Source organism: Vibrio sp. 661 (assembly GCF_033339315.1).
Taxonomy (GTDB): Bacteria; Pseudomonadota; Gammaproteobacteria; order Enterobacterales; family Vibrionaceae; genus Vibrio; species Vibrio alginolyticus.
The window spans coordinates 864310-888533 of record NZ_JAWOUJ010000001.1; the positions used below are offsets into that span (position 1 = coordinate 864310).

Annotated in this window: 19 protein-coding genes; 8 read left to right on the plus strand and 11 right to left on the minus strand. The window is 44.2% G+C overall.

All coding sequences use genetic code 11. The features are described from left to right. Positions 1-194 precede the first annotated feature (194 nt). From R7P69_RS03890 to R7P69_RS03900, 3 genes are all read right to left on the minus strand, one after another. Positions 195-1946, minus strand: a complete 1752-nt coding sequence (locus R7P69_RS03890; protein ID WP_238952574.1) for a polysaccharide lyase family 7 protein — start codon at positions 1944-1946, stop codon at positions 195-197. A 322-nt stretch (positions 1947-2268) separates the two neighbouring features. Beyond that, complete coding sequence (locus R7P69_RS03895) at positions 2269-4434, minus strand: heparinase II/III family protein (protein ID WP_238952575.1); 2166 nt, start codon at positions 4432-4434, stop codon at positions 2269-2271. A 2-nt stretch (positions 4435-4436) separates the two neighbouring features. Beyond that, positions 4437-6617, minus strand: coding sequence for a heparinase II/III family protein (locus R7P69_RS03900; RefSeq protein WP_238952576.1), 2181 nt, complete (start codon positions 6615-6617; stop codon positions 4437-4439). A gap of 419 nt (positions 6618-7036) precedes the next feature. On the opposite strand from R7P69_RS03900, the gene R7P69_RS03905 reads away from it, so the two are divergent. The 4 genes from R7P69_RS03905 (at position 7037) to R7P69_RS03920 (ending at position 11252) form a co-directional block, all read left to right on the plus strand. Beyond that, complete coding sequence (locus tag R7P69_RS03905; RefSeq protein ID WP_005450851.1) at positions 7037-7372, plus strand: cupin domain-containing protein; 336 nt, start codon at positions 7037-7039, stop codon at positions 7370-7372. Positions 7373-7406: 34 nt separating this feature from the next. Then, a complete protein-coding gene (locus R7P69_RS03910; protein WP_238952578.1) occupies positions 7407-8339 on the plus strand; it encodes a sugar kinase in 933 nt (310 codons plus the stop codon). A 78-nt stretch (positions 8340-8417) separates the two neighbouring features. Further along, a complete protein-coding gene (locus R7P69_RS03915) occupies positions 8418-9041 on the plus strand; it encodes a bifunctional 4-hydroxy-2-oxoglutarate aldolase/2-dehydro-3-deoxy-phosphogluconate aldolase (RefSeq protein WP_005388506.1) in 624 nt (207 codons plus the stop codon). Between the two features lie 453 nt (positions 9042-9494). Continuing rightward, complete coding sequence (locus R7P69_RS03920) at positions 9495-11252, plus strand: sodium:solute symporter family protein (protein WP_053349961.1); 1758 nt, start codon at positions 9495-9497, stop codon at positions 11250-11252. A gap of 491 nt (positions 11253-11743) precedes the next feature. Here R7P69_RS03920 and R7P69_RS03925 read toward each other — a convergent pair whose 3' ends face one another. From R7P69_RS03925 to R7P69_RS03940, 4 genes are all read right to left on the minus strand, one after another. Continuing rightward, positions 11744-12625 carry an NAD(P)-dependent oxidoreductase gene (locus R7P69_RS03925; protein ID WP_053349960.1) on the minus strand — a complete coding sequence of 294 codons (882 nt, stop codon included), beginning with the start codon at positions 12623-12625 and terminating at the stop codon, positions 11744-11746. Between the two features lie 432 nt (positions 12626-13057). Further along, positions 13058-13813, minus strand: a complete 756-nt coding sequence (locus tag R7P69_RS03930) for an SDR family NAD(P)-dependent oxidoreductase (protein WP_054576764.1) — start codon at positions 13811-13813, stop codon at positions 13058-13060. A 606-nt stretch (positions 13814-14419) separates the two neighbouring features. Then, a complete protein-coding gene (locus R7P69_RS03935; RefSeq protein ID WP_005375841.1) occupies positions 14420-14893 on the minus strand; it encodes a copper chaperone PCu(A)C in 474 nt (157 codons plus the stop codon). 93 nt (positions 14894-14986) lie between these two features. Further along, entirely contained in the window at positions 14987-15448 is a 462-nt protein-coding gene (locus R7P69_RS03940) for a hypothetical protein (RefSeq protein ID WP_238952579.1), read from the minus strand. A gap of 439 nt (positions 15449-15887) precedes the next feature. Here R7P69_RS03940 and R7P69_RS03945 point away from each other — a divergent pair, with 439 nt between their 5' ends. Further along, on the plus strand, positions 15888-16937 hold the full coding sequence (locus R7P69_RS03945; protein ID WP_238952580.1) for a Preprotein translocase subunit SecY: 1050 nt from the start codon (positions 15888-15890) through the stop codon (positions 16935-16937). A 98-nt stretch (positions 16938-17035) separates the two neighbouring features. Here the strand turns inward: R7P69_RS03945 and R7P69_RS03950 are convergent, their stop codons facing one another. Together R7P69_RS03950 and R7P69_RS03955 are read right to left on the minus strand one after the other, a co-directional pair. Beyond that, the gene (locus R7P69_RS03950) at positions 17036-17332 is read right to left on the minus strand and encodes a hypothetical protein (RefSeq protein ID WP_238952581.1); all 297 of its coding nucleotides are present in this window, start codon (positions 17330-17332) and stop codon (positions 17036-17038) included. A 149-nt stretch (positions 17333-17481) separates the two neighbouring features. Beyond that, complete coding sequence (locus R7P69_RS03955) at positions 17482-18681, minus strand: DUF5666 domain-containing protein (protein WP_238952583.1); 1200 nt, start codon at positions 18679-18681, stop codon at positions 17482-17484. A gap of 89 nt (positions 18682-18770) precedes the next feature. Here R7P69_RS03955 and R7P69_RS03960 point away from each other — a divergent pair, with 89 nt between their 5' ends. From R7P69_RS03960 to R7P69_RS03970, 3 genes are all read left to right on the plus strand, one after another. Then, positions 18771-19439 carry a response regulator transcription factor gene (locus R7P69_RS03960; protein WP_017820242.1) on the plus strand — a complete coding sequence of 223 codons (669 nt, stop codon included), beginning with the start codon at positions 18771-18773 and terminating at the stop codon, positions 19437-19439. Continuing rightward, positions 19411-20652, plus strand: a complete 1242-nt coding sequence (locus tag R7P69_RS03965; protein ID WP_025767687.1) for a sensor histidine kinase — start codon at positions 19411-19413, stop codon at positions 20650-20652. Before R7P69_RS03960 ends, R7P69_RS03965 begins: the two co-directional genes overlap by 29 nt. A gap of 137 nt (positions 20653-20789) precedes the next feature. Then, positions 20790-21719 (plus strand): SRPBCC family protein, encoded by a 930-nt coding sequence (locus R7P69_RS03970; RefSeq protein WP_238952584.1) that lies wholly within the window; start codon positions 20790-20792, stop codon positions 21717-21719. A gap of 146 nt (positions 21720-21865) precedes the next feature. Here the strand turns inward: R7P69_RS03970 and R7P69_RS03975 are convergent, their stop codons facing one another. Both R7P69_RS03975 and R7P69_RS03980 read right to left on the minus strand, forming a co-directional pair. After that, positions 21866-22321 carry a hypothetical protein gene (locus tag R7P69_RS03975; protein WP_025767689.1) on the minus strand — a complete coding sequence of 152 codons (456 nt, stop codon included), beginning with the start codon at positions 22319-22321 and terminating at the stop codon, positions 21866-21868. 12 nt (positions 22322-22333) lie between these two features. After that, on the minus strand, positions 22334-24112 hold the full coding sequence (locus tag R7P69_RS03980) for a S8 family peptidase (protein WP_238952586.1): 1779 nt from the start codon (positions 24110-24112) through the stop codon (positions 22334-22336). Between the last annotated feature and the right edge of the window lie 112 nt (positions 24113-24224).

Sequence of the window (24224 nt, forward strand, 5' to 3'; positions counted from 1 at the left end):
CTGTTTTTAAGCTGCCTAAGTGGAGGTTGACTTATATATTTATCGTAGAAGGAAACACTATGCGTGAAGCGAGTTGAATTGTGATGTTCTAAAAGAAGAGGCCACGAGAAAATAAATTTCCCGTGGCGGCAGTATGAGCTTTGTTCGTTGCTTTAGAGCAAAGTAACAAGCCTATTGCTAAGAGATTGAAATGACTATTGATGAAGAGTGCTCAAAGCACTAAAGCTCACATCAAAGATTTCTCCTCGATATGCATTATCAGGTTTAAACTGAGGGTAAATTCCGGCTTTGAAGTAAAACGCAATATCAGGCGACGCCCATCTTTCAGTAAGAGTATAGGACTTGTTGCTAGCGGTGTCTGAGTATGCTTCTCCCCACTTCAGTGTGTGCGAGACCATATTACTGCCATCTGCATCGTAGGTGGCTAAAAACAGTCCTTCCTTATCGGCACGGATCGTATATTGCCAGTCTTCGTTTACCGCGTAGGTACCAAGCTTAACGCTGAATGCGTTGCAATCAGTACAGTCTTTGTTGTTATCAAGTTTGTAGTTATCGTTCAGAATAACTCGGACTGGCTTATTGTCACCTTCCCAAAGTAACTTCACGAGTGCTTGGCTGATTTTCCAACCATGTATCTGGCCTACCACGACTTTTGGTAATTGACCGTCGATTTTAGGGTATTCGTTAATTCTTAGTGTTGCGTTTAGCGTATGCGAAGTTGCACCGGTGCGACTATCTTCAATATACCAACTTGTCTCTTCATCGCTGGTGCTGCAATCCGGGGAGTTAGTACTGATGTAGAGCTCTCGCAATTCTGAACGGATGTAACTGGAGTTGGCCGTTGACGTGCCGTAACCCATATCGGCGCGGAAATGCATGCTACCGTCAATAACATTGAAGTATGATAAATCAATCTCGCGTTGGTAAACGCTCTCTTCGTTAGACAGAAGATCTTTACTTGAATTACAACGCTCAGGCTCTAATTCAGCCGCGCTGTCACCGCCAAAACCATACCAATCATTTTTGCTTGCAGGAATGGTTAATTTCCAATCGTCAATATTCCAAGCTATTGAATCAGTATGGTCAGTTTTGGTTAGTCCTAACTGCTTAAATTGTACCTTTGCTTCACCGTTTTCAAACTGGTTATAAACTCCGGCTTTAAAGTAGCTCAGGAGGTGCTGCCAGTAGGATACATCTACATTTACCTTTTGCTCATCGTTCACTTTAATGGTTAATGTGTTTTCTCCGATTTTTACTTCGAATCGCGTGAATGCGTTGAGATCGGCTTTTCCTAAATCATAACGATTGTATGATGTTGCATAACAATCTGATGCGCTAGAAGGTAGACTGCAATCTATGGCATTGTTCTTTACTACCGCCCAGTAATGACCAGTGATACTGTTTCGTTCTTGTTCCCAAACGATTCGTAACAAAGGGTGTGGGATAGCACCTATACCAGAAGTATCTGTGCCTTTGTTATGAATTTGCAGGAAAGTGACTTCATCGTGGTTTGCAGGGGAGCTAGCCATTGCAAGGTTAATCTCTGGTAATCGAACATCTGCATACAAAGTTCTAAAGACGCCTTGTTCTGAAATGTTAAAGTTTTCTCGCTCACGAACTTCTGAGCGCATTTTGTAGTTCGACATTTTAAAGACAAGGTAATTGGAATCATTTTCTGCGTAAAAGTGGTCACTCTTATAATCCGAGAATGCTCCATTTTTGACGTCACTGTTTTTGTTTCCCTCCTCCCCATTGGGATCTGATACTTGTAAATCTGAATTACTCAATATGTTTTGAAATTTTGCTATTGAGTATGGTGCTACATGCTCTTGGTGTGGAATATTTGGTTTATCATCTTGGCTTGTAGGGGAGGTATTTCCTCCACACCCTATTAATCCAAGCCCAGAGAAGCTTATTAGAAGCAATTTAGTTGATTTTATAAACACAGTAGTACGTCTCTTACACCATCCAATATTTGTAATACAATATCATTTTAGTGTTGTTGGGGAGTAGTTTAGTCATAAGTTAAATAGTAAAAGTGTTAATTAAATCTCAGAAGAGTTCTATATCTATAAGTGGTGTCTTTGATAAGGCGTAAGGTTAAGTTATGTTTGTTTTTCCTAAGAGTTATTAACGGTTTTACTATGATTAAACGCTAATTGATAAGCTCATGTAGAGTCATGTAAACAATCAAAAAAAGCCGAACATGACGTCCGGCTTTGAATTAGTTCCCGATTTTTACATTAATTTTTAGTGACTATCTAAAGATTAAATTTGTGCGAATGCGCCTTCCCAAGTGTAAGTCACACCGTCGAACTCAACGCGATGTGCCGCGTTTTGCTTGTCTTCGTCTAGGTTGCAGATAGCGAAGTGGTAAGCGTTGCCTGTGGTGGTTTGCAGACGAATCACGGTACCCACTTCGTTGTTGCCAACGACGGTTACTGACTCTACTAGACCACGAGCGCCAACCGATGCTTCGATAGACTCGTTGAAGTAACCGTGTGTCTCTAACACAGAAGCAAACACGTGGTTTTGACCAGATTGACGTAGGATCAGTGCTGGTTCGCTCTTCAAGTTGAAGTCTGGATCATTTGCGCCAGTGCGAGTGAAGAACACTTTGCCGCCGTTTGTTGCGCTTGTGATTAGCGAGTAGTAGCTGTTGTCGTGCAACCAGCTTACAAGCGAGCTGCCTTGAACTTGGCCTGAACCCACATTCCATAGATGCTCGTAACCGTTGTCTTCGCCCATTGGACGCAGTGTGCTTTCTACATCGTATTCAAAATCCGTACGGATGATTTGACCAGAGTAGTGCACCGGCAGGTCGTATTGGTGCTCTTGATCTGCTTCGATGCGGTAAACATCAATCACAAGCGGTTTTTCGAATTCTGGCAATTCAGCAAGAATGATGCTGCGCTGCATGTCTACACCGTTGTAGTAACCAGAAATACGACCGCTCATGCCTTGCAGCTTTTCATCATCAGCTTTGAAGAAGTGCTTAGAACCGAACTTGGTTTCTGCTAGCGCTGTGTCGAAGTTGTTTTGCGTTTTTTGGTCAACCGTAACTGTGTTGTGCGCGATTGTCTGCTTACAGTAAGACTTGTTCTCTGGGATGTAACGACCGCCAAATTTAGGCTCAACGTTTACCCAGCGACCAAAGCCGTAATCGTGCAGCACTTCATGACCGCGGTTAAACACACTCAGGTGCAGACCATCGTAGTGACCGTGGTCTAGCGCTGAGTGGTACTGGTGGTCGCTGCCGTGTTGACCAAACCAGATAAGCGCCATTGTGTCATCATCTTGTTCGTCACGGTGACGAAGAATGCTTACGCCGCCTTTTTCGCCTTCTGGGCCGTCAGTCACGAATAGGCTACCCCAGTTGAATGGCTTGATGTTGTCTGTTGCTGCAACTGCGTCAGACAATGTTTTACCTGAGATATGAACCCAAACGTCTTGCTGGTGGTCAGCCATGCCAAGTAGCGTTTCAGACTGCTCGTAACGGTGGAAACATACTGACGTAGCCATGATTACGCCTTCATCGTTGATCGAAATCGTCTTCGATGAATCGTTCAATGCTGGCAAAGTACCATCTGGGAATGCCGTCTTAAATACTGCGTAAGACGTGGTCTTGATGACCGAGTCGTTGAACTCGTAAATACCAAGCTCAGGCTGACGACGTTCAATCGCTTCTGCAAATAGGTAGATTGGACGCAGCGAGAAACGGTGGTAGTAAGGACCTTCCATGTAGTAGCCATCTGGCGAGAACAGTTGGTCTAGCTGAGCTAGGAAGCCGCCGCTCACTTTGTCCAGTTTCAAGCCGTAAAGCGCTTTGTCTACTGCATCTTGATCGTTGATTGCGTAACCACAGATACCTACTGCTGCTACTGCCCACAGACCGTGGTTGTGTACGATGTCGAAGTCGTGACCGTAAGTGACTACGAACAGCTCAATCATTTGTTTGAACAGGTCGTTTTCAATCAGTGTTTTTTGCTCTTCTTCCAATGTGTGGTAAATGCAGCTGTACGCACAAGACGCGTATAGCATCCACATGTTCTCGTTCAGAGTTTGGTGGAAGATCTTACCCGGAGGGTTAGAGTCACGGCTGGTGTTGCTCTCTAGCGTCGGGTAAACCTTCGCGTAAGCCGTTAGCATGTCCACGATGTAATCGCGGTACTTCTGCTCGCCAGTGATAAGGAATAGGCGACCCGCTAGATCAATGTGGATGTAGTTTTGTTTGTGGCGGTTATGCTCGTAACCGCCGCCTTCGCCGTGACCTGGAACTTCAATGCCCACCTCGGCCATGTAAGCGTCAGTTTGTTTGATGTCACGTGCTAGTGCATTTCCTAATAGGCTATCCGTGCCAAGTGCTTTGCTTAGTTCTGCCGCTTCTTCAAAGTTCATTAATAGCGGTTGGTAAGACTGGGTTTGGTAGCTCATTATTATTTCTCCTGCCCGAATGCGTTGCTTTTTAGTTCTGTTACTTCTAGAGAGTAGAAGCCATTCCAGCTGTAGGTTTTACCGTTCAATTCTACTTGGTGTGGGGTTTGGTCGTCAGCGCCTAGCACATTGCTGATCATCACAGTAACCAGTGATTTCTCAGTAGTGATTTCTACGATGCTGCCAACGGCGTTGTAACCCACGACGCGGATATCTTTCACCTGACCACGTGCATTCACCGACTGCTCAAACTCTTCGTTGAAGTAGCCGTGTGTTTCTAGCACAGAAGCAAATAGTGTCGATTCGCCCTTGCTGCGCAGAATGAATGCCGGTTCGCTACGTAGGTTAAAGCTTGGGTCATTGGCGCCAGTGCGAGTGAAGATCACTTCATTATCGCCGTTCTGTTTCGCGCTGCTGCTTGTGCCTAACCAAGTGTAGTAGGTGCTGTTTTGTAGCCAGCTAACCAGCGCCGTATCTTGCACTTTGCCGCTTGCTACTTTCCAAAGGTGTTGGTAACCGAAGTCATCGCCAAGCGTGCTTAGTTCACCAAAGCTTTGGTAATCAAAGTTAGTACGTACGATTTGACCATCGTATTGATGAGAGTAGTCGTACTGATGTTCGCCTTCACCTTCGATGCGGTAAAGGTCTATCAGTAGTGGTGCTTCAAGCTCATCTAGGTTAAGCATGAACACACTGCGTTGCATGTCTGTGTTCGGGTAATGGTCGTTCGCAAACGCGCTCATACCGTTGATTTCAGTGCCTTCTACTTTGAAGAAGTGAGGCAAACCGTGTACTGAATCAGCGCGGTCTACATCGAAACCATTCTGACATTGCTCATCAATCGTTACCGCGTTATGCGCGATAGTTTGACGTGCGTACGATTTGTTTTCGTCTAGGTAACGACCGCCGAATTTAGGCTCTACGTTTACCCAGCGACAGAAGCCGTATTCACGCAGTACTTCTTGACCACGGTTGAAGAAGGTAATGCCAAGCGTATCGAAGTTACCATGTCCCATGCCGTGTTGACCGTAGTTCATCACAAGCTGTGACACATCACCGGTTTTATCCTGCATACGGATAAAGCCTTGTGCACCGTTGTTACCAGTTGGACCTTCGTTAAGCTCCACACTCGGCCAGAAAGGCATGCCGATTTCACGGTCAGCGATGGCTTTATCGTAAGCTTGAGAAAGCTCAAGACCACATGGGTGCATCCAAACGGCATTTTGAATCTTCGCCATGCCTAGGATGTTGTCATCCATACCGTAGTGCTTGCTGTAAACGCTCACTGCAACTTGAACGCCCATGTCGGTAATGCTCATGGTACGAGATGCATCGTTTAGGGCAGGGAACTCACCGTTCGGGTAAGCCGTTGCTAGCATCGCTTGTACTGTGTTGCCAATCACTTTGTCTTTGTAGTTGTAGATATCTACTTCGGGCATGTGACGGTGCACTACTTCTGCAAATACACAAGTTGGACGAATCGCATAACGATGGTAGTACGGACCTTCCATGTAGTAACCAGAAGGGGCGAACAGTTGCGAGATTTGCGCAAGGAAGCCACCAGTATCATCACGGTCTTGACCGTATACCGACATCTCTAGATATTCAGGTTTTCCAATGGCTAGACCACAGATACCAACAGCCGCAACTGCCCAGATACCGTGGTTGTGAATACGGTCGAAATCGTGCGCGTATTTCACGGTGAACATGTCTAGCATTGGTTCGAAAATGCGCTCAACAACGGCTGTGCGCTCTTCTTCTGTCATGACTGATGCCACGCAAGAGTAAGCAAGGCTAGTAAACATTAACCAACAGTGCTCATTAAGGATCTGGTGGAAAAGACGACCTGTTGGGTTAGTGTTTTTCTGTACGTGGAAATCAAAAGTTAGGTACTTCTCTGCATAGATAGCGAGAAGATCTTTAACGAACTGCGCGTACTTTTCTTCTTGAGTGATCAAGAACAAACGACCCGCTAAGTTCATGTAGGTATAGTTTTGTTTGTGGCGGTTGTGCTCGTAGCCACCTGCTTCGCCGTGACCTGGTACGTCTAGAGGCAGACGCATGAAGGCTTCAAGTTCCTTGCGATTCGCTTCAATGGATTTGCCCATTAAGCTCGGCTTTCCGACTTCCTTTCTTAGTAGTTCGACTTCTGCTTCAGTCAACAAAATCGGTTGTGTAGTCATTTCTTTACCACCCTCAGATGAAGTGTGTTGTTTTCTTAAACTTTCTATAAAGTAATACAATATTAAGTTTTGGTGTAGTTTTTGTGGCAAAAAGGGAGAGTGAAATCACGCGAATTTAGCTAACTTATTGATTTGTATCGGTGTGGTAATCCTTGTTGTGGCTGATTTTTCGGCGTTATCAATCGTTAAGTGGAATGCTTTAACGAGTACCGTTTGATGAATATCACATATTTTTAGATATATTGTATGACAATTAAAATAGATCGGATATGCTCGTTACCAATTCGACAGCAGACCCTTTCGCTTCGCGTTTCACTTTTATCAATTCGACGCTTTTTAAGAGAACCTTTTAATAAAGCATGGTTAAGAATGAAGTGCCGTAGGGTTCGCTTTAATAGAGACTTTTTAGGAGTATGACGATGAATTCTTTCTTTGTATTAGATGAGAACCCGTGGGAAGAGCTAGGCGGCGGTATCAAACGTAAAATTGTTGCTTACACAGATGACCTAATGGCGGTTCACCTATGTTTCGACAAAGGCGCGATTGGTGCTCCACATACTCACGAAATCCATGATCAAATCGGCTACGTAGTACGTGGCAGCTTTGAAGCAGAAATCGAAGGCGAGAAGAAAGTACTTAAAGAAGGCGACGCATACTTTGCTCGTAAGCACATGATGCACGGTGCGGTTGCACTAGAGCAAGACAGCATTCTTCTAGACATCTTCAACCCAGCTCGTGAAGACTTCTTAAAATAATCTATAGCGCAACCTCAGTTGCTAAGGTGACAACATGAAATCATTAAACATCGCGGTCATTGGCGAATGTATGGTTGAGCTACAGAAAAAGGAAGGTCAGCTAAAGCAGTCATTCGGTGGTGATACGTTGAATACCGCACTGTATTTATCTCGTTTGACCAAAGCTCACGATATTAAAACCAGCTATGTAACAGCTCTGGGTAACGATCCTTTTAGCCAAGAAATGCTATCAGCATGGCAAGAAGAGGGCATCGATACTAGTCTGGTTCTTTCCGTTAAAGAAAAGCAACCAGGTATCTATTACATCGAAACCGATGAAACTGGCGAACGTTACTTCCACTACTGGCGTAACGAAGCGGCCGCTAAGTTCCTATTCGAGCAAAACGAGTCTCCGCTGTTAGTCGACAAACTTTACTCGTACGATGCGGTTTACTTGAGCGGTATTACATTAGCGATCCTTACTGAAGAAGGTAAGACGCAACTGTTTGGCTTCCTTGAGCGCTTCAAGGCACAAGGTGGTAAGGTTATTTTCGATAACAACTACCGTCCTAAATTGTGGGAAAGCCGCGAGAATGCTAGGTCTTGGTACCTTAAGATCCTTAAGCACACAGATATCGCATTGCTCACATTTGAAGATGAGCAAATGCTTTACGGTGATGAACACCTAGAACAGTGCATAGAGAGAACCTCTGCACTGGGCGTGGATGAAATCATCATCAAACGTGGTAGCAAAGATTGCTTGGTTGTGGCGAATGGCGAAGCGCAATACGTGGCGCCAAACAAAGTCGACAACGTGATTGATACAACAGCGGCTGGTGATTCTTTCAGTGCAGGCTTCTTGGCGAAGCGTTTGACTGGCGGCAATGCAGCGGAATCGGCTTACTCTGGTCACTGTATGGCTGGCGCGGTTATTCAGCACAAAGGTGCCATCATTCCACGTGAAGTGATGCCAGATCTTCCTTTGTAATTCTTTTGCGGAGCGTTGAGTAATCGGCGCTCCGCAGTGATTTATTGAACTCAAGTTAACGACGACGAGTACACTTTTATGACGACATTAAACGAACAATTAGCAAACCTAAAAGTAATTCCTGTTATTGCCATCAACAAAGCAGAAGATGCGATCCCTCTAGGTCGCACTTTGGTTGAAAACGGTATGCCTTGCGCTGAAATCACGTTCCGCACAGAGTGTGCTGCAGAAGCGATTCGTGCTATGCGCGCTGAGTTCCCAGAAATGCTGATCGGTGCAGGTACGATCCTAACTAACGAGCAAGTTGACCAAGCGATCGAAGCTGGTGTGGACTTTATCGTAAGCCCAGGCTTTAACCCTCGCACGGTTCAATACTGCCTAGACAAAGGTGTGGCTATCGTACCTGGCGTAAACAACCCAAGCCTAGTTGAGCAAGCGATGGAAATGGGTCTGCGTACACTTAAGTTCTTCCCTGCTGAGCCATCTGGCGGCGTTGGTATGCTTAAAGCACTAACGGCGGTTTACCCAGTGAAATTCATGCCAACAGGTGGCGTGAGCCTAGGTAACGTAGACGAGTACTTGTCTATCCCTTCAGTATTGGCATGTGGTGGTACTTGGATGGTGCCAACAAAACTTATCGATGAAGGTAAGTGGGATGAACTAGGTACACTGGTTCGCGACGCAGTAGCTCACGTAGCATAAGTGTCGTAACACCCCGATAAAACTAGCGAAAATAATGAAAAGCGAGCCTCAGGGTTCGCTTTTTTTGTGTTTGAAAGCTTGAAAAAGGCGAGAGTTAAAAATCGCATTCATATAAATCCTACTTTCTATCCAATTTTTTCGAAACATCTCATTACGTTTCCTTCAAAGAAATGCCGCGCATTTTTGATCTTCAGACAAAGCGCGAAGAAGAAAAATATTACATACTCTAATAAATTTCAATTAGATAATTTGTATTACAATATATTGAGGTGTTCTGAGTGGCAATTATCTCCTAGAAAGCCATTGGTCTAGGAAAGTAAGGGGTTTGACGTGTTTTTTTTCGTTGAATAACTTATGCTTTAGATCACAATTAAAGATTATTGTAGTACAAATGGCGTTGTGAGGAGAGTAGTCTAGACATTAGAAAATGATCAAACTTGAAAGGCTGAAAAAATGACTATTGATACTCTTGTTGTTCTTGCCTACTTCTTCTTCTTAGTTGCAATTGGTTGGATGTTCCGTAAGTTCACTACCTCAACCAGTGACTACTTCCGAGGGGGCGGTAAGATGTTATGGTGGATGGTAGGTGCTACCGCCTTCATGACGCAATTTTCAGCATGGACGTTTACAGGTGCTGCAGGACGCGCGTTCAACGACGGTTTCGTTGTTGTAATCCTATTCTTAGCCAACGCATTTGGCTACTTCATGAACTACCTCTATTTTGCTCCAAAGTTCCGCCAACTACGTGTAGTGACGGCGATTGAAGCAATTCGTCAACGTTTTGGTAAGACTTCAGAGCAGTTCTTCACTTGGGCTGGTATGCCAGACAGCTTGATCTCGGCCGGTATTTGGTTGAATGGTCTTGCGATTTTCGTGGCAGCGGTCTTCAACATTCCTATGGAAGCGACCATCATCGTTACGGGCTTAGTGCTAATGCTAATGGCGGTAACAGGCGGCTCTTGGGCGGTTGTTGCATCTGACTTTATGCAGATGCTGGTTATCATGGCAGTGACGATCACTTGTGCGGTGGCGGCATACTTCCATGGTGGCGGTATTGGCAACATCGTGTCGAACTTCCACGGCGACTTCATGCTGGGTAACAACCTGAACTACTTCAGTATCTTTATCCTTTGGGTTGTGTTCATCTTTGTTAAACAGTTCGGTGTCATGAACAACAGCATCAACGCTTACCGCTACTTATGTGCAAAAGACAGTGAAAACGCACGTAAAGCTGCAGGTCTTGCATGTGTGCTGATGATTGTTGGTCCTATCATCTGGTTCCTACCACCTTGGTACGTTGCGGCATTTATGCCTGATTTCGCAGAGCAATACGGCTCAGTAGGTGGTGATGCAGCATACCTAGCATTCGTACAAAACGTAATGCCAGCAGGTATGGTGGGTCTTCTGATGTCAGCAATGTTTGCGGCGACCATGTCTTCAATGGACTCTGGTCTTAACCGTAACGCGGGCATCTTTGTGATGAACTTCTACAGCCCGATTGTGCGTCCACAAGCGTCGCAAAAAGAACTGGTTATCGTGAGTAAAGCAACGACTATCGTGATGGGCTTCATCATCATTGGTATCGGTCTATTCATTAACTCACTACGTCACTTGAGCCTGTTCGATATCGTACTGAACGTCGGTGCATTAATTGGCTTCCCAATGCTGATTCCTGTACTACTTGGTATGTGGATTCGTAAGACGCCGGATTGGGCTGGTTGGGCAACACTGGTTGTTGGTGGCTTTGTTTCTTACATCTTCGGTATCTCTCTACAAGCACAAGATGTTGAGCACCTATTCGGACTAGAACAAGCTCTAACAGCACGTGAGTGGGCTGACCTTAAAGTTGGCTTGAGCTTAGCGGCGCACGTTGTCTTCACTGGTGGTTTCTTCTTACTAACAACACGCTTCTACAAAGGCTTGACGCCTGAGCGTGAAAAAGAAGTGGACCAATTGTTCGAGAACTGGAATACGCCACTTGTGGCTGACAGCGAAGAGCAGCAGAACCTAGATACAAAACAGCGCGGCATGCTTGGCAAGCTTATCAGCGTAGCGGGCTTCGGTATCCTAGCTATGGCTCTAATTCCAAATGAACCATCTGGTCGACTACTGTTTATCTTGTGTGGTGCGATTGTTCTCTCGGTGGGTGTTCTATTGGTGAACGCAGCACGAGGGCCTAAAAGCCCAAAGTTAGCTAACGCGAAAAGCTAACCAAAGTTAAAGACTCTCAATGAAAAATCCCGCGGTGTTAAAGCCGTGGGATTTTTTGATCACGCTGACTGAGAAAGCGTGGCGCATCGTTTGTTGTTATTCGTTGTATTGGGGAACTCCCAATAAGGTGCGACTATATTCGCATTAGAGTCGTCAGCCTAAAGCGAAAAAGCAATCTAACTTTCTTTGCACGCTGTGTTTACACTTTACACCCCAAACCTGATGCTTTGTCTATTTAAATAAATATGTGTGCCTTCTTAGCAAAGAAAAAGCATTAAATCAGACGTAGCTTTAATGAGGCGTACGCCAGAAATAGGAGAGAGGTTTTGAAGTGTTAGTGGAAAATATATAAGAGAATTGGAAGAGGCAGCCCTGCAAAACCTTAATGGAGTGGCTAGGGTATCAAGGAGTGATGAGCGTCAGGGGAAGAGGAAAAACAAAAAAAGCCCAGCTACATTAGTAGCTGGGCTTTTAGTCACAACTGAGTGTGACTAAGCTTCTAGCTCTGCAAAGTAGTCGAAGATGACTGGAACGTCATTTTGACCAAGGCCTTTATCAACTGCTGCTTGTAGACTCTTAGAAGTGCCCTCTGCAATCAGGGAAGTTGTACCAAGCTCTTCGCATAGAGCAAGGAAGTAACCGAGGTCTTTGTTTGCGTTTGCAACAGAGAAGCCTAGTTTTTCTTCGCCATCTACGGCGTAAAACTTACAGAATTGCATAAATGGTGAGTTTGATGGTCCTGCAGACATGATGTCGAATAATTGTTGACCATCAACACCAGCACGTTTAGCAACAGCAAATGCCTGAGACATGGTTGCTACGGTTGTCATACCCATAAAGTTATTCACAAGCTTAGTTACGTGACCAGAGCCTAGTGCGCCAAGGTGGAATACGTTTTCACCTTGATCGTCCAGCACTGGCTTAACCTTATTGAATGTTTCGACGTCGCCTGCGGCCATGATGTTCAGTAAACCATCTTTTGCGTGGGCAGGTGTACGACCTAGAGGCGCATCAATCATACCAGCCCCTTTCTTAGCAAGGTCAGCGCCAATCTTCTTCGTTGAAGCTGGAATAGATGTACCGAAGTCGATGAGTGTTTTACCTTCTGACATGCCAGCTAGAACACCAGTGTCTCCGTACACAACTTTTTCGACAACTTCAGATGTTGTTAGGCACAGCATCACGATATCACTTTTCTCTGCTAGCTCTTTACCTGAAGAAGCTTCAGAAGCGTTTCCACGAGCTAGTACTGCGTCAACAGCATCTTTATTGAGGTCCATTACAGCAACTTCGTAACCACGTTTCTGTAGGTTTTCAACCATGTTTCCGCCCATCAAGCCTAGGCCGATGAAACCAATGATAGGTTTAGTCATTTTAACTCCAAAAATAATATTGTATGATTATATTGCTTGTTGATAATCATAATGACTATTGTGGCTTTTGCAATTGAAAATTATGAGCATAGCGGGCTTGGGATGGATTTTTTCTAAAAGTGAGATGTAAGTAAGGTTTGTGAGGGTTTTATTCATCAGTGTATATAAGAAAAGCGGATTCATCACGCTTCCATTTTTATCGTGAACAAAGCCTTTAGGAGGCTTAAATAACGTAAAAAATAAAATTTATTGTAATACAAGTGGTTTTGTTCCAGCTACAGGAATACTGTCCATACCAAAAAATGGGTGAAACGTTACAAATGGGGTGAAAGGCGAGGTGGCATAAGGATAAGCCGCAGTACAAACATACTGCGGCCGTTATCAAATCAGTACTAAAGCGTACTTACTGATAGGTAAAAAGACTTATTGGTACTAAATGCCTAAAGCTTGACCACCACCAATTTGCAGTGTTTCTGCGGTAATGAATGATGCATCTTTACTTACCAGAAAAGAGATAGCAGAGGCGACTTCCTCTGGCTTGCCTAGGCGTCCAAGCATAATACTGTCTGCCCAAGAAGCAAATACTTCAGGCTTGGTTGCTTTGATTTGAGCATGGAATGGTGTATCGATAGTGCCAGGAGATACTGCATTGACTCGAATTCCAGCCGGAGCTAACTCTTTAGCTAAAGCGCGAGTTAATGTATGAACGGCGGCTTTTGATGTACCGTAAATACCTGCACCTGGACCACCTGCATTCCAAGCAGCGTTTGAAGTGAAGTTGATAATTGATGCATTATCAGACTTTCTTAGAAATGGAATCGCTGCGCGTGATACGAAGAATGCACTATCGAGGTTTAAAGCCATGACTTTACGGAAAAAATCAGTTTCCATACCTTCAATAGGACTACGACCACCAAGACCACCTGCGTTATTAACGACAACATCGATTTTGCCGTATTTTTCACCAATAGCATTGATGTTTTCATCGACGGCATGTTCATCTGTAACGTCAAAACCGTAGTATTCAGCCTCAATTCCTGCGTTATGTAGTTTGGAGACACACTCCGAACCTTTTTCATCTTCAATGCCGTTTAGAATGACCGTGTATCCATCCTGACCAAGACGCTTTGCTACTTGGAAGCCGATACCGCCAGTAGCACCAGAAATAAATGCAATTTTAGTAGACATAATGGTGTTCTCTCATGTTTGTAGAGTTGGAAAGGATTTTTATTTAACATAGAGTATTATTGTAATACAAGTAGTTTTAATAAACAGAGAAACACCAACAATGAGAAGTCGATCACGTACTTTCTTTAGATGCTGACTCATCCAGTGGCATATATCGACTTTTACGGTCGTGCATGATTTGTATCTAGTCAGGATAATCGGGATATATAAACAATTGAGCTTATAGCTGCGGGCTTAGCTCGTTGGGCCGAGGTTTGTTGCAAGTAGAAAGAAAGCCGATTAACCGTGGGTCTTTGTTGCCAAACTTATGATTTCATTTAGGCTTGCCAAGTGATGGTTGGATAACTTTGTCGAGAGGTTGAGTTTTAAGCGGGTAGGGAACCTTTTTAGGATCTTAAGTCTTTCAAGGTCATTCTGAATAGCGAGGAACGAGCGTGATTTAGAATCTCTTGCCCGAGCACGCTGTTATGATATATGACGCCGTTTCGCCAAGCGTTATTTATCACCATTGTTCTGAAGAGTCGAGTTAGGACCTGTTGGATAATGATTTTGACTAAGCTGAGATAAAAATGCCCGCTAAATCAGCGGGCACTTTTGTTTGCGTCATTAATGATGCATGTGTTTTTCCATGTGGCCTTGTTTCTCAACCGCCATTTCCACTTCAACCTTACCTGCGTTTTTAAAGGTTAATGTCATAGGGAAGCGGTCACCCTCTTTAAGAGTTTGTGTTGGATTGAAAATCATTAAATGGAAGCTGCCTGGCTTAAACAACACTGAGTCATTGGCTGGAACGCGCACTTCGTCAATCTTAATCATTTTCATCACACCATCTTCTTTCTTATGCGTGTGAATTTCGACATGCCCTGCGATTGGGCTTTCTGCTGCGATCAATGCATCTTCACTGTCACCGTGGTTGGTTAATTGAAAAAAACCACCGATAACAGGTGCGTTTGGTGGCGCTTCGCGGCTCCATGGATGGTCGATATGAATTTTTCCTGCTTCATAATCGTGCGCTAAACTCAGTGGGCTAGCGATGACAGCAATAAGCGCGATAGCGGCGGTTTTTAATGATTTAAGCATGTGTTTTTCCTTTTGAATTAATAGCTTCTCTGAATGGACAACAAACAGAGTCATCGTTATTTTTGAATAAAGTTGTCAATGATTAGATGCCTGTTAGGCAGGAAAAACACTCGGCGGAGAGTGCTTAGGCGCGATGTGTTTGTAAACGAGCTTATCGCATTTTGAAAAGTGATAAGTCGTCCGTGCATACTTTACTCGGCGCAGCCAATGGATGGTTGTCAGGTAAAGCCCAATCGCAACCAGAAGAAAGAATTGAACAGCTTGAAGAAGCGGACATTCAAACTGAAAGCCGTCGTGTAAGTTAAGATCTTGGATGAGCTTAGAAGAAGATTGAGCGTTAGCCTCAATCAACGTATTGATATCCACCCATTTGAAACCATCTGCGGTACACAGTAAAACCTTTTCACTTTGGACTTTGTTGAGCCAAGTTGTGCTGTGAACTTGTGTAGGGTTAAGAGCGGCTGTGGACGCTAAATACAACTGAAACAACACCGCGATAATAACCGCAATAGCGTGCAAGCGATGGTGTTTGTGCTGTATTAGAGTGTTTTCCATACAATTGAGTGCTTATCTTCTTCGGCGCGGGATACTAACAAATTAACCAAACAATGTAATTATCAGTTTACTAAAAGGTGATGCAAGTGTGCATTATTTGTTTTATTGCCTATTTTTAACGCTTTAATGTTTTGATTCGGCTGACATTCACAACCTCCAATTCAACTTGTCAGTCTTGCCTAGTCGCTTTTGAAGATACCGAATTAATCTCTCTTATATGCCACTGAAGCTTCGGTTAGTGGGTGTCGTGGTGGTGTTTTTACGTGCTAGATTTGGCTGATATCGATTCAAAATGCACACCGAATCTTCACTTGTTTTCCATTAACGGAATTATGACAGTAATTTAATAAAGGATACGGTATTCTGCGCTCCTTTGTACATGCCAGAAACGTCCGTCCTACTTAGTCGGAGGGGCGATTAATCTTAAGAAATTTCTCAAATGAAATACGAACAACAGATTGGATATCGATACCCTAAAGGTCGATTTGCCATGGTGAGTGTATATGCATTCACCGGTGCTGCGATTTTAGCATCGACTATTTTTTCTCTATTGCTGTTTTTGTCTATCGACGAAAACCCGATGATGCAAACCTTATTTGGTGGTTTAGCGATCATTTTTGAAGCAGGTAAATTTTACGCTTGGTATGAATACGGTGAGCGCCGAGCCCATCGCAACTACACAGGAGCAGCAACCGCTCTCGTGTTTTATTTAGTCTTAGCTGCGATTTCCATTGGCGGTAGTATTGGTGGGATTAATAGTGCAACCAATAGTGCACAAAGTCATATTTCGGTAGAGCAGGCGAAAGTGGAAGCGTTTAATCGTCAGATTGCGGCAATCGATAAGCAGATTGAGCTCAACAATATGGCAGCGCAGAAATACATCGAGATGGAGCGTATCGCGACTGGTGTAACTCGCATTCAGGATCAAAACAAAACCTTACGTGAAGAGCAGCAACGCTTGGCTATGGAGCGTGATAGTTTACCGCCGGTTACGCAAGGCTCAGTGATTGGTTTGATTGATAGCCTAGCCAACGCATTTGGTACCACCTCTCAGCAAGCTCAGCTTGGCTTGGTTGTATTTCTTTCGATTCTTTTGGACTTCTTTGCTGCATTTTTTGTTGGCTTGATTGGTGAAGAGCAACGGTTCCGATATTTCTATCGCAGAAATGAGAGCATGATATTGAAAACAGTTCGCGATATAGACCCAGCGCCTGCGGGTTATCTTCCTCATATAAAAGAGGAAGAAGAGCAAGAAATACCAGCTGCACCGGAGCCAGAAGAACCAAAGGAACCGAAAACCTTGTTAGAGCAAGTTAGCGATGCACTTAAAACGCATCAAATTACGTGCACCAAAAAAGCCGTTGCTAAACAGTTTAGGCTGTCTGCGGAAGAGGTAGACAAGGTATTTGAAGAATTGGCAGAGCTCGGTTTAGTGGGGAAAAAAGCCAACCACCATTATCATTGGATAGGTGAAGCAGAGACCGCATAATTGGTTATCTATTAAAGTTCGGAAAGAGCGTCAATCGGCGCTCTTTTTTTTGGGGGGGGGGGGATTTTCGCTATTAAAGTTAACTACAAGAAAGCGTATCAATCTTTATTGAGCTTTTTGGTTACGTCTTTCACCGTTTTCTTCTCTTTTCCCGGTGTCATTGCATCAACAGCTTTACCCGCCATCCCTTCATCTGGCAATTTGTCTTTTCCTGCATCAACTGCGGTATCTTTCAGTGCCTCTTTAGGCGTACAGCGACCCCCAACACCAACCACGGCTTTTGTCGCAGCGGCTTTAGCTGCCTTTTCTGCATCGCAGTCAGGATCCATCACGCTAGCTAAGCTCGTGGCTGAACCAAAAAACAAGACTAACAAAATGAGGTTGCGTTTTTTCATAGTTGTCACCAATTTTGTGGAACATAGGTAAAGTGTAACGGAGAGAAAAGGCTTTGGCTGAGAATTTGTTGGTTTGAGCTTGGGAAGCAAAGTAAGGTGAAAAGAAAAAGTGCCACCGAAGTGACACTTTTTCTTAAGCGTAGAAGGGATTAGTTGTCGTAAACGTCTAACTCCACTTCACGGGCAATATTTTGGTCGTTAATGATCACACCTTCGACTTCGACACGAGCACCATTTAGGTTAAGTTCTTCAATGCCTTGGAAGCGTGTTTGTGCATCAATCACAACGGTGGTGTTACTTAGTACTTGATCAGCATCATTCTCACAATGCTCAATTTCAAACACTCTTGAATCAGCATCGTAGTTTGATACATAGCCTTCACATTCAAACTCTTTACCCCGCCATTGGTTGTCATTGTCAAACTCCGACCGCTCAAATTCGATGACGGTAGCTGTGCGTTTGCCATTTTTCATCACAGAGGTCACTTCTACTTCTTGACCTTGTTCTAGATTAGCTTTGCTACCATCCTCAAATCGTGTTGCGTTATCGATGAAGAATGCACCTCGGTAGTTTAGTGAGAACTCACTGTAGTCATTTGCAACCCAAGTGACGATGCCTTCCACATCGCTGTCATTGCTTATGACGTCGTAGCCTTCAACTTCTACCTCATGTGCCATGAAGATACCGTTTTGCATTTCACCTTCTACTTCCACCCATTGGCCGATGCTAAGTTGGCTAATGTTGTCGTAAGATACGGTTATATTTGTACCAAGCTCAAACGTGCCAGCATTTTCATCGATACTGGTAATACGGCCTTCCAGTTCGCAGTCGTTATCAAGTACTGGGTAATCGTTATCTACGTCGAGTTCGACCACAGACAACACTCGATAACCCGCATCCGCAGTCGGCAAGGATGACACCATCACCCAGTCGTTGACCTCTATATCATCACTTAAACCGTCAAACTGCAGATCTACGCCGTTTACCGTAAATGTTTTCTTCACATGATCAATCGCTGTGACACGTCCTGTAATGGTTGGTTCAAGTGTGACTCGGACGCCATTATTCGAAGCTTGCCGAATATCTGACCCCACGCGAACCACCATTTTTGGTTTTACATCGGCCAGTTGCACTTGTGTGTCGTCATAAACCACCTCAGACACACGATACGTATGTCCATTGACGGTTAACGTGCTTTCTTCAGCGTTGACCGCTTCAACAGAGCCAATCGCTACACTTGGTTTCACTGCTGGTTGAGTTGATGTGCTATCGCTATTGCTGCCACCACCTGAACCACCACAACCAGACAATGCCAAACCTACTACAGAAATAAGAGCGAGTTTTTTCATTGTATTAACCTCAATTTACGAGCGAGTTTAGGAAATTGCCTGTATCTTATTGGGCATATCGTGAAGAGATCGTGAAGAAATGTGATTTTATGAAAATTTTAATTGTAGATGACAACCATAACGTCTCGGAGACGATTGCAGACTATCTTGAGCTAGAAGGCATGATTATCGATTGTGCGTTTCATGGAGAGGCTGCGATTAAGTTAATCGAGGAAAATCATTACGATGTAATCATCATGGATATCATGATGCCGAAGCTCGATGGCATCAGTACGGTACAGAAGCTTCGACAAGATAAGTTATGTGGAACGCCAATTCTCTTCCTAACGGCAAAAGATACGCTAGAGGACAAAATCGCGGCTTTTAAAGCGGGGGGAGATGATTATTTAATGAAGCCATTTGCGATGGAAGAGCTCAGTTTGCGTGTTCATGCTTTGGCTAATCGTGGTCCAAGACAAGATATCGGAACGCTCAAATTTGCAGATATTTGTTTAGATGCGCGGACAGGAAAAGTAACGAGAAAAGACAAAGAAATTAAGCTGAGTCGAATTCAAACTAAAATTTTAAAATTGCTCCTCCAACGTGCTCCAGCAGCGGTCTCGCGCACAGAAGTGATCGATAGTGTGTGGGGAGACGAACCACCCGGAAGTGATGCACTTCGTAGCCATATTTACGGTTTAAGAACCGCGCTAGACAAAGGTTTTGAAGAATCACGATTAGAGACTATTCATGGACAAGGTTACCGACTTAAAGCATAACGAATATCCAAGCATTTATCGCAAGATCCGTTGGGGTTTTGGGGTCATGACGTTTGTGATGTTTACTCTTTTTTGGTCGCTGATTTATGTGGCAGAAAACAAACTGGAAGTGCTGAGTTTACATCACTGGCTCGATACTGAAGCTGCGCTTTATAGTGAGAATTTCGAGAAACAGGGCTGGGATGCGCCATTGCCAAACGTATTGGAGTTCAACTCATATTGGAGTGAAGCTCCGACACCGGATTGGTTGCTCTCTTTTACTTCACCTGGTTTTTACGAATACCTGCTTGGTGAAGAAGACAAACACTTTGTTGTATTGAACCATCCCTCAGGGAAGGGGCTTATGTACATTGTATTTCAAGATGACTCAGATGATTACTTGGACGAATACGAAAGCTCGCTGCATCAGTTTACGCTACTGCTCGGTGGCTTATTTTCATTTGTTATGGTCGGGTATGGCATTTACATGGTGCGAATATTGTCTCGACCACTAGCGCAAATTGAAGACAAAATTAGCCAAATGTCACCGGATCAACCCGCTTTCCAAGTTGAAACTAAGTTCAGCGAAACACGCCAGATAGAGCAAACTTTGCTGGATAATAAGAACGATATCGCGGGCTATTTCAAACGAGAACAAGAATTTAGCCGTTTTGCATCGCATGAGTTGAGAACGCCAATCATGGTGATTAAAGGCTCAACAGACATTCTGACGCGTATTCCTGATCAACCTCGAGTTGCGCAAAAAGCCATCACGAGGATGCAGTCAGCTTGTGACGAGATGCGTGTACTGACAGAAGCGTTTCTCTTACTTGGTAAAGAGAAAATAGAGCCTCAGCATTACGGAGAGCATCAGCTTCTCACTTGTTTACAAAAACAGTTGGAAGAGCTAGCTCCTTTATTTGCCAAGCAAGATTCGAATTACGCTTTGCACGAACAACATAGTGGTGTAGTGAAGGCACCAGAGAGTTTTGTGACCATTGTTATCAACAATCTGATTAAAAACGCCTTTAGCTATAGTGTGGGAGATATTGAAATTGAGTTGAAAGGTCATGCGCTTAAGATCCTAAACCGTCACGATGGCAACGAGACGTACAACGCTGGTTATGGTTGTGGGCTTGTTATCGTACAACGAATATGTGAACGGATGGGGTGGGCGTTAGTACTGGACGATGATGGTGTTCGATTTAGTGCAAAAGTGGAGTTCTGCTCTTAGCTTTGTGCGTATTGATTCAAGTGAGAATTAACGCTCTGGCTTTTTCTTGTCGTACGCATCTAACTCGCAGTCAAACAAGAAAAAACTGGAATTTGAATTAGACTGAAGTTAGTGAAGCGGAAACTCGAGGAACCGTTATGCTCTCTTATCTGGTCAGCCGAAGTATTGAAATTAATAAGAATCAAAGTGAAATTATTGGCTATCTCAAGAACTTCAATAACTGGCCCAGCTGGTCACCATGGATCATTCTTGAACCAAGCTGCGAGCTGACATTCAGTGATAATCAGGGCCACGTTGGAGCTGGTTATCAATGGAATGGTCAGCGTATTGGGACTGGCGCGATTGTACTGGAAAGTACTCAAGAGCATCGATTAGATATGGAGCTGCATTTCTTTCGTCCAATCAAGAGCCATGGAAAGGTGACTCTAATCGTGACGCCGTCACAAAATGGCTGTTTAGTCGAATGGCAAATGCAATCTCGCGTCCCTTGGTATCTGTTCTTTCTGAAAAGTATGTTTAAGTCGATGATAGAGATGGATTATCAACGTGGGTTACGCATGCTTAAAAGTAAGCTTGAAACCGGAAGAGTGCATTCAGACTTAGTCGAAATTGGGAACCGAACGTTGCCTCAAATTCATTATATTGGGATCAAGGGTGTGGCTAGCTTGCAGGAATTAGGTTCGGTAATTGAGAAGCATGTTCAGCAACTAGAACAGTTAATTAGTGACGAAACCCTATCCGTGAATGGTGAATTGTTTTGTTATTACCAGTCGATGGATATGCAGAAAGGTACATTCGAGTTTATCACTTGCTTTCCTCTTCATAACTCAGTACCAGCGCCTCAAGGGGCGGTTACTGGTACCATTCCTGAGAGTGAAACATTTGTCGTTGAACACCGAGGTGAATATCAGTTTTTGGGAAATGCATGGGCTTTAGCGATGAACTTGGTTCGTCAGAGTGGTATCAAAGTCAAAACCAGTCCTTTAGGAATCGAACGCTATCTGAATAGTCCGAAGGAAACCACGGAAGAAGAGCTAAGAACGGAAATTATTTTGTTTAAGAAATGACAGGCGCAGGCGAGTAGGGTGTTTAGGTATCATACTAGTTATGCGAAATGTTACTAAAGAATAATAGCGTATCTGTTCCTACCCATAAAAATGCCTCAGCAATCGCTGAGGCATGGTTTTACAGGCCAACTTCTCTTGTTAGAGAATTATTGTGCACGGTATTTACCGCTGTTTAGTTCAATTTTAGACGCTTTTACCCGGCTGTCTGCATTTAAGTAGTCGCTAATACTTAGCAGATCTTGATCTTGAGATGCTTTTAACACCGCTGATTCCCCCTCTGCGAAGATAACTTCTAATTTTAACTCTTTGGCGACTGCTTTCGCTTCGTTAGGATTGTTTACGGTGATATAAACCAGTCCTGTGGCTTTGGATACGTTACTAAACGCATTCTTAAACACCTCATCACCCGCTTGAAGTTTTACGTCTTCAGATAGGGTTCTAACAGTGCCAGTTTGCACTTTTCGATAATCTTGGCCATTAATCTCAACCGCTTCTGATGGCACAAACAGTTCTGGTGCAGGTTGTTGAGAGAGCTGTTGCTCAGCGTATACACTCGACGTCATGATAACGAGAGCCAGCATAGAAAATGATTTGTATTTCATGTTATTGACTCCTTAGTGTCCAAATATGCGCATCGACCAGTTCTTAATAACACCGGGTTGAGCGTTGTTTGCCATCGGAACGTCATAGATGGTGGAAGAGTTGAAATATGCAATGTAAGAATAGGCTTCATCGCCGTTCGTATCTATTGCTCGCAACGTCCATTCGCCTTTTGCATCTTCGCCATAAAATTGGTTAGACAACATTAATTGATCTTTGTAGCCTGTAATCGTTGGATCAAGAGATTGACCAACAAGACCATTGCGCGGTGTTTGCAAAACGGAACGAGTCCCTGATGGCGAAATGAGCTCGATAGCTAAGTCGGGCAGACGAGCGTGGTCCAATGTCAATGTCACCTGAACGGATTCTACTGTCAGCTCATCGGCAATGGCGATACTTGAAGAACCACCAACTAGACTTGCATCGGGTACACTTACTTCTGTAGCGTTATTAACCCATGGCGTAATGACTTGCGCTGGTAAAACACGATTCGTCATGCGAGCACGTTGCATCGCTTCATCTAAATCTACAGCGCCGAAGCCATAAAAAGTATGGAAATCTACGCCTGCTGCGTTTTTCTGCCAAGGGGCAATGGCCTCGTAGCTAACCTGTTCACCATTATGGTTAGTAAATTCAAGCTGTACGCCTGGATGCGCTTTATCCGTTACTTTTGCTGTCTCCGCTAGTAAAGCACGTACATCACGAGCAGAAAGTGCGTGGTTGGTTGACATGATTGCCGCGATGGCACCCGATGTGTTTGGCGCAGCCGATGAGGTTCCGTTCATCGTACTGGTATAGTTACAGTTCGGATCGAGCTCCGTTCCGCCGTGTAACCCATTAATGCCTAGGCCTTCACTGGTATTTTGCCCTTCTTCACAACCTATTAAATCAGTGGTGACCATAGCAGGGAAATCTTGCCCATATTCACCTGCTGGTGCTGCAACCCACACGTTCGAACCCACCGATGAGTAACTCGCTCGCGTACCATCCGCGCGTAGTGCACTAGTGACTAAATTGAAGTAATTGGCGTTATCATAAGACTGAGCAGAGTTGTGCATCGGTAAGCCTTGATTGTCTCCACCAGCAAAGAAGTTACTTGGCAATACGAAGAATCGCCCTGCATTGAAATAACGGTAACCATTACCTGCTGACTTTACAAATACAGCACCTCGACCCCAGGCGTTACTCTCGCTGACGTTTTTCATCACGTCCATTTCAAGTTTTAGTTGAGGGTCGCTTTCATCAAAAGTAATCGGGTTTATAGGGCTGAAACCGTAACTTTGGTTAAATACGCGAACATCACGTGTTGCTGGGTCCATGCCATGGGAGATTAACCAACCTTCTAATGTCTGGTTGGCTAACCAGTTAAAACCAATGAGGGAAGAGTGAGAAGCGACACCGCGTCCGCCTTCACCGTTGTTGCCGACGGCGCTAATCAAACCGGCTACAGCAGTGCCATGACCCTTAGTATCAACCGGATAACTTGGTGGGAATGAAGAGTCTTCGACGAAGTTTCTGCTACCTGTTACTATATTACCTGCAAGGTCGGGGTGATCGATCTGCACTCCAGAATCAATAACGGCAACTTTCACACCAACACCTGCAATCCCCATTGCTTGAGTGAGCTTAGTGTTTAAGTCGTTCCCAGCAACAGCAGGATTAGCCGCAAACGCAGTTTGCCCCGTGTTGTCTAAGTGCCATTGTTCAGAATAGAGTGGATCAAACGCCGAGACGGCAGGTGCAATGCCTACTGCCAACATAGCAGCAAATAGGCGATTAATGCGTATTTCCATTTTTGACCTCATGTCTTTGTTTGGAATTTTTTAGTTCCTGTTTCATATTCCGCTAACAGGAACAAACAAAGCTAACGACAAAGAATAAGGACGAAAACCATTTACAACTTGT

Bases quoted from the DNA above. Each gene is read 5' to 3' on its own strand.
- R7P69_RS03925 (WP_053349960.1), bottom strand. From the start codon at position 12,625: ATGACTAAACCTATCATTGGTTTCATCGGCCTAGGCTTGATGGGCGGA.
- R7P69_RS03945 (WP_238952580.1), top strand. From the start codon at position 15,888: ATGAAATACGAACAACAGATTGGATATCGATACCCTAAAGGTCGATTT.
- R7P69_RS03975 (WP_025767689.1), bottom strand. From the start codon at position 22,321: ATGAAATACAAATCATTTTCTATGCTGGCTCTCGTTATCATGACGTCG.
- R7P69_RS03950 (WP_238952581.1), bottom strand. From the start codon at position 17,332: ATGAAAAAACGCAACCTCATTTTGTTAGTCTTGTTTTTTGGTTCAGCC.
- R7P69_RS03955 (WP_238952583.1), bottom strand. From the start codon at position 18,681: ATGAAAAAACTCGCTCTTATTTCTGTAGTAGGTTTGGCATTGTCTGGT.
- R7P69_RS03935 (WP_005375841.1), bottom strand. From the start codon at position 14,893: ATGCTTAAATCATTAAAAACCGCCGCTATCGCGCTTATTGCTGTCATC.
- R7P69_RS03980 (WP_238952586.1), bottom strand. From the start codon at position 24,112: ATGGAAATACGCATTAATCGCCTATTTGCTGCTATGTTGGCAGTAGGC.
- R7P69_RS03915 (WP_005388506.1), top strand. From the start codon at position 8,418: ATGACGACATTAAACGAACAATTAGCAAACCTAAAAGTAATTCCTGTT.
- R7P69_RS03920 (WP_053349961.1), top strand. From the start codon at position 9,495: ATGACTATTGATACTCTTGTTGTTCTTGCCTACTTCTTCTTCTTAGTT.
- R7P69_RS03965 (WP_025767687.1), top strand. From the start codon at position 19,411: ATGGACAAGGTTACCGACTTAAAGCATAACGAATATCCAAGCATTTAT.
- R7P69_RS03930 (WP_054576764.1), bottom strand. From the start codon at position 13,813: ATGTCTACTAAAATTGCATTTATTTCTGGTGCTACTGGCGGTATCGGC.
- R7P69_RS03895 (WP_238952575.1), bottom strand. From the start codon at position 4,434: ATGAGCTACCAAACCCAGTCTTACCAACCGCTATTAATGAACTTTGAA.
- R7P69_RS03960 (WP_017820242.1), top strand. From the start codon at position 18,771: ATGAAAATTTTAATTGTAGATGACAACCATAACGTCTCGGAGACGATT.
- R7P69_RS03970 (WP_238952584.1), top strand. From the start codon at position 20,790: ATGCTCTCTTATCTGGTCAGCCGAAGTATTGAAATTAATAAGAATCAA.
- R7P69_RS03900 (WP_238952576.1), bottom strand. From the start codon at position 6,617: ATGACTACACAACCGATTTTGTTGACTGAAGCAGAAGTCGAACTACTA.
- R7P69_RS03910 (WP_238952578.1), top strand. From the start codon at position 7,407: ATGAAATCATTAAACATCGCGGTCATTGGCGAATGTATGGTTGAGCTA.
- R7P69_RS03940 (WP_238952579.1), bottom strand. From the start codon at position 15,448: ATGGAAAACACTCTAATACAGCACAAACACCATCGCTTGCACGCTATT.
- R7P69_RS03905 (WP_005450851.1), top strand. From the start codon at position 7,037: ATGAATTCTTTCTTTGTATTAGATGAGAACCCGTGGGAAGAGCTAGGC.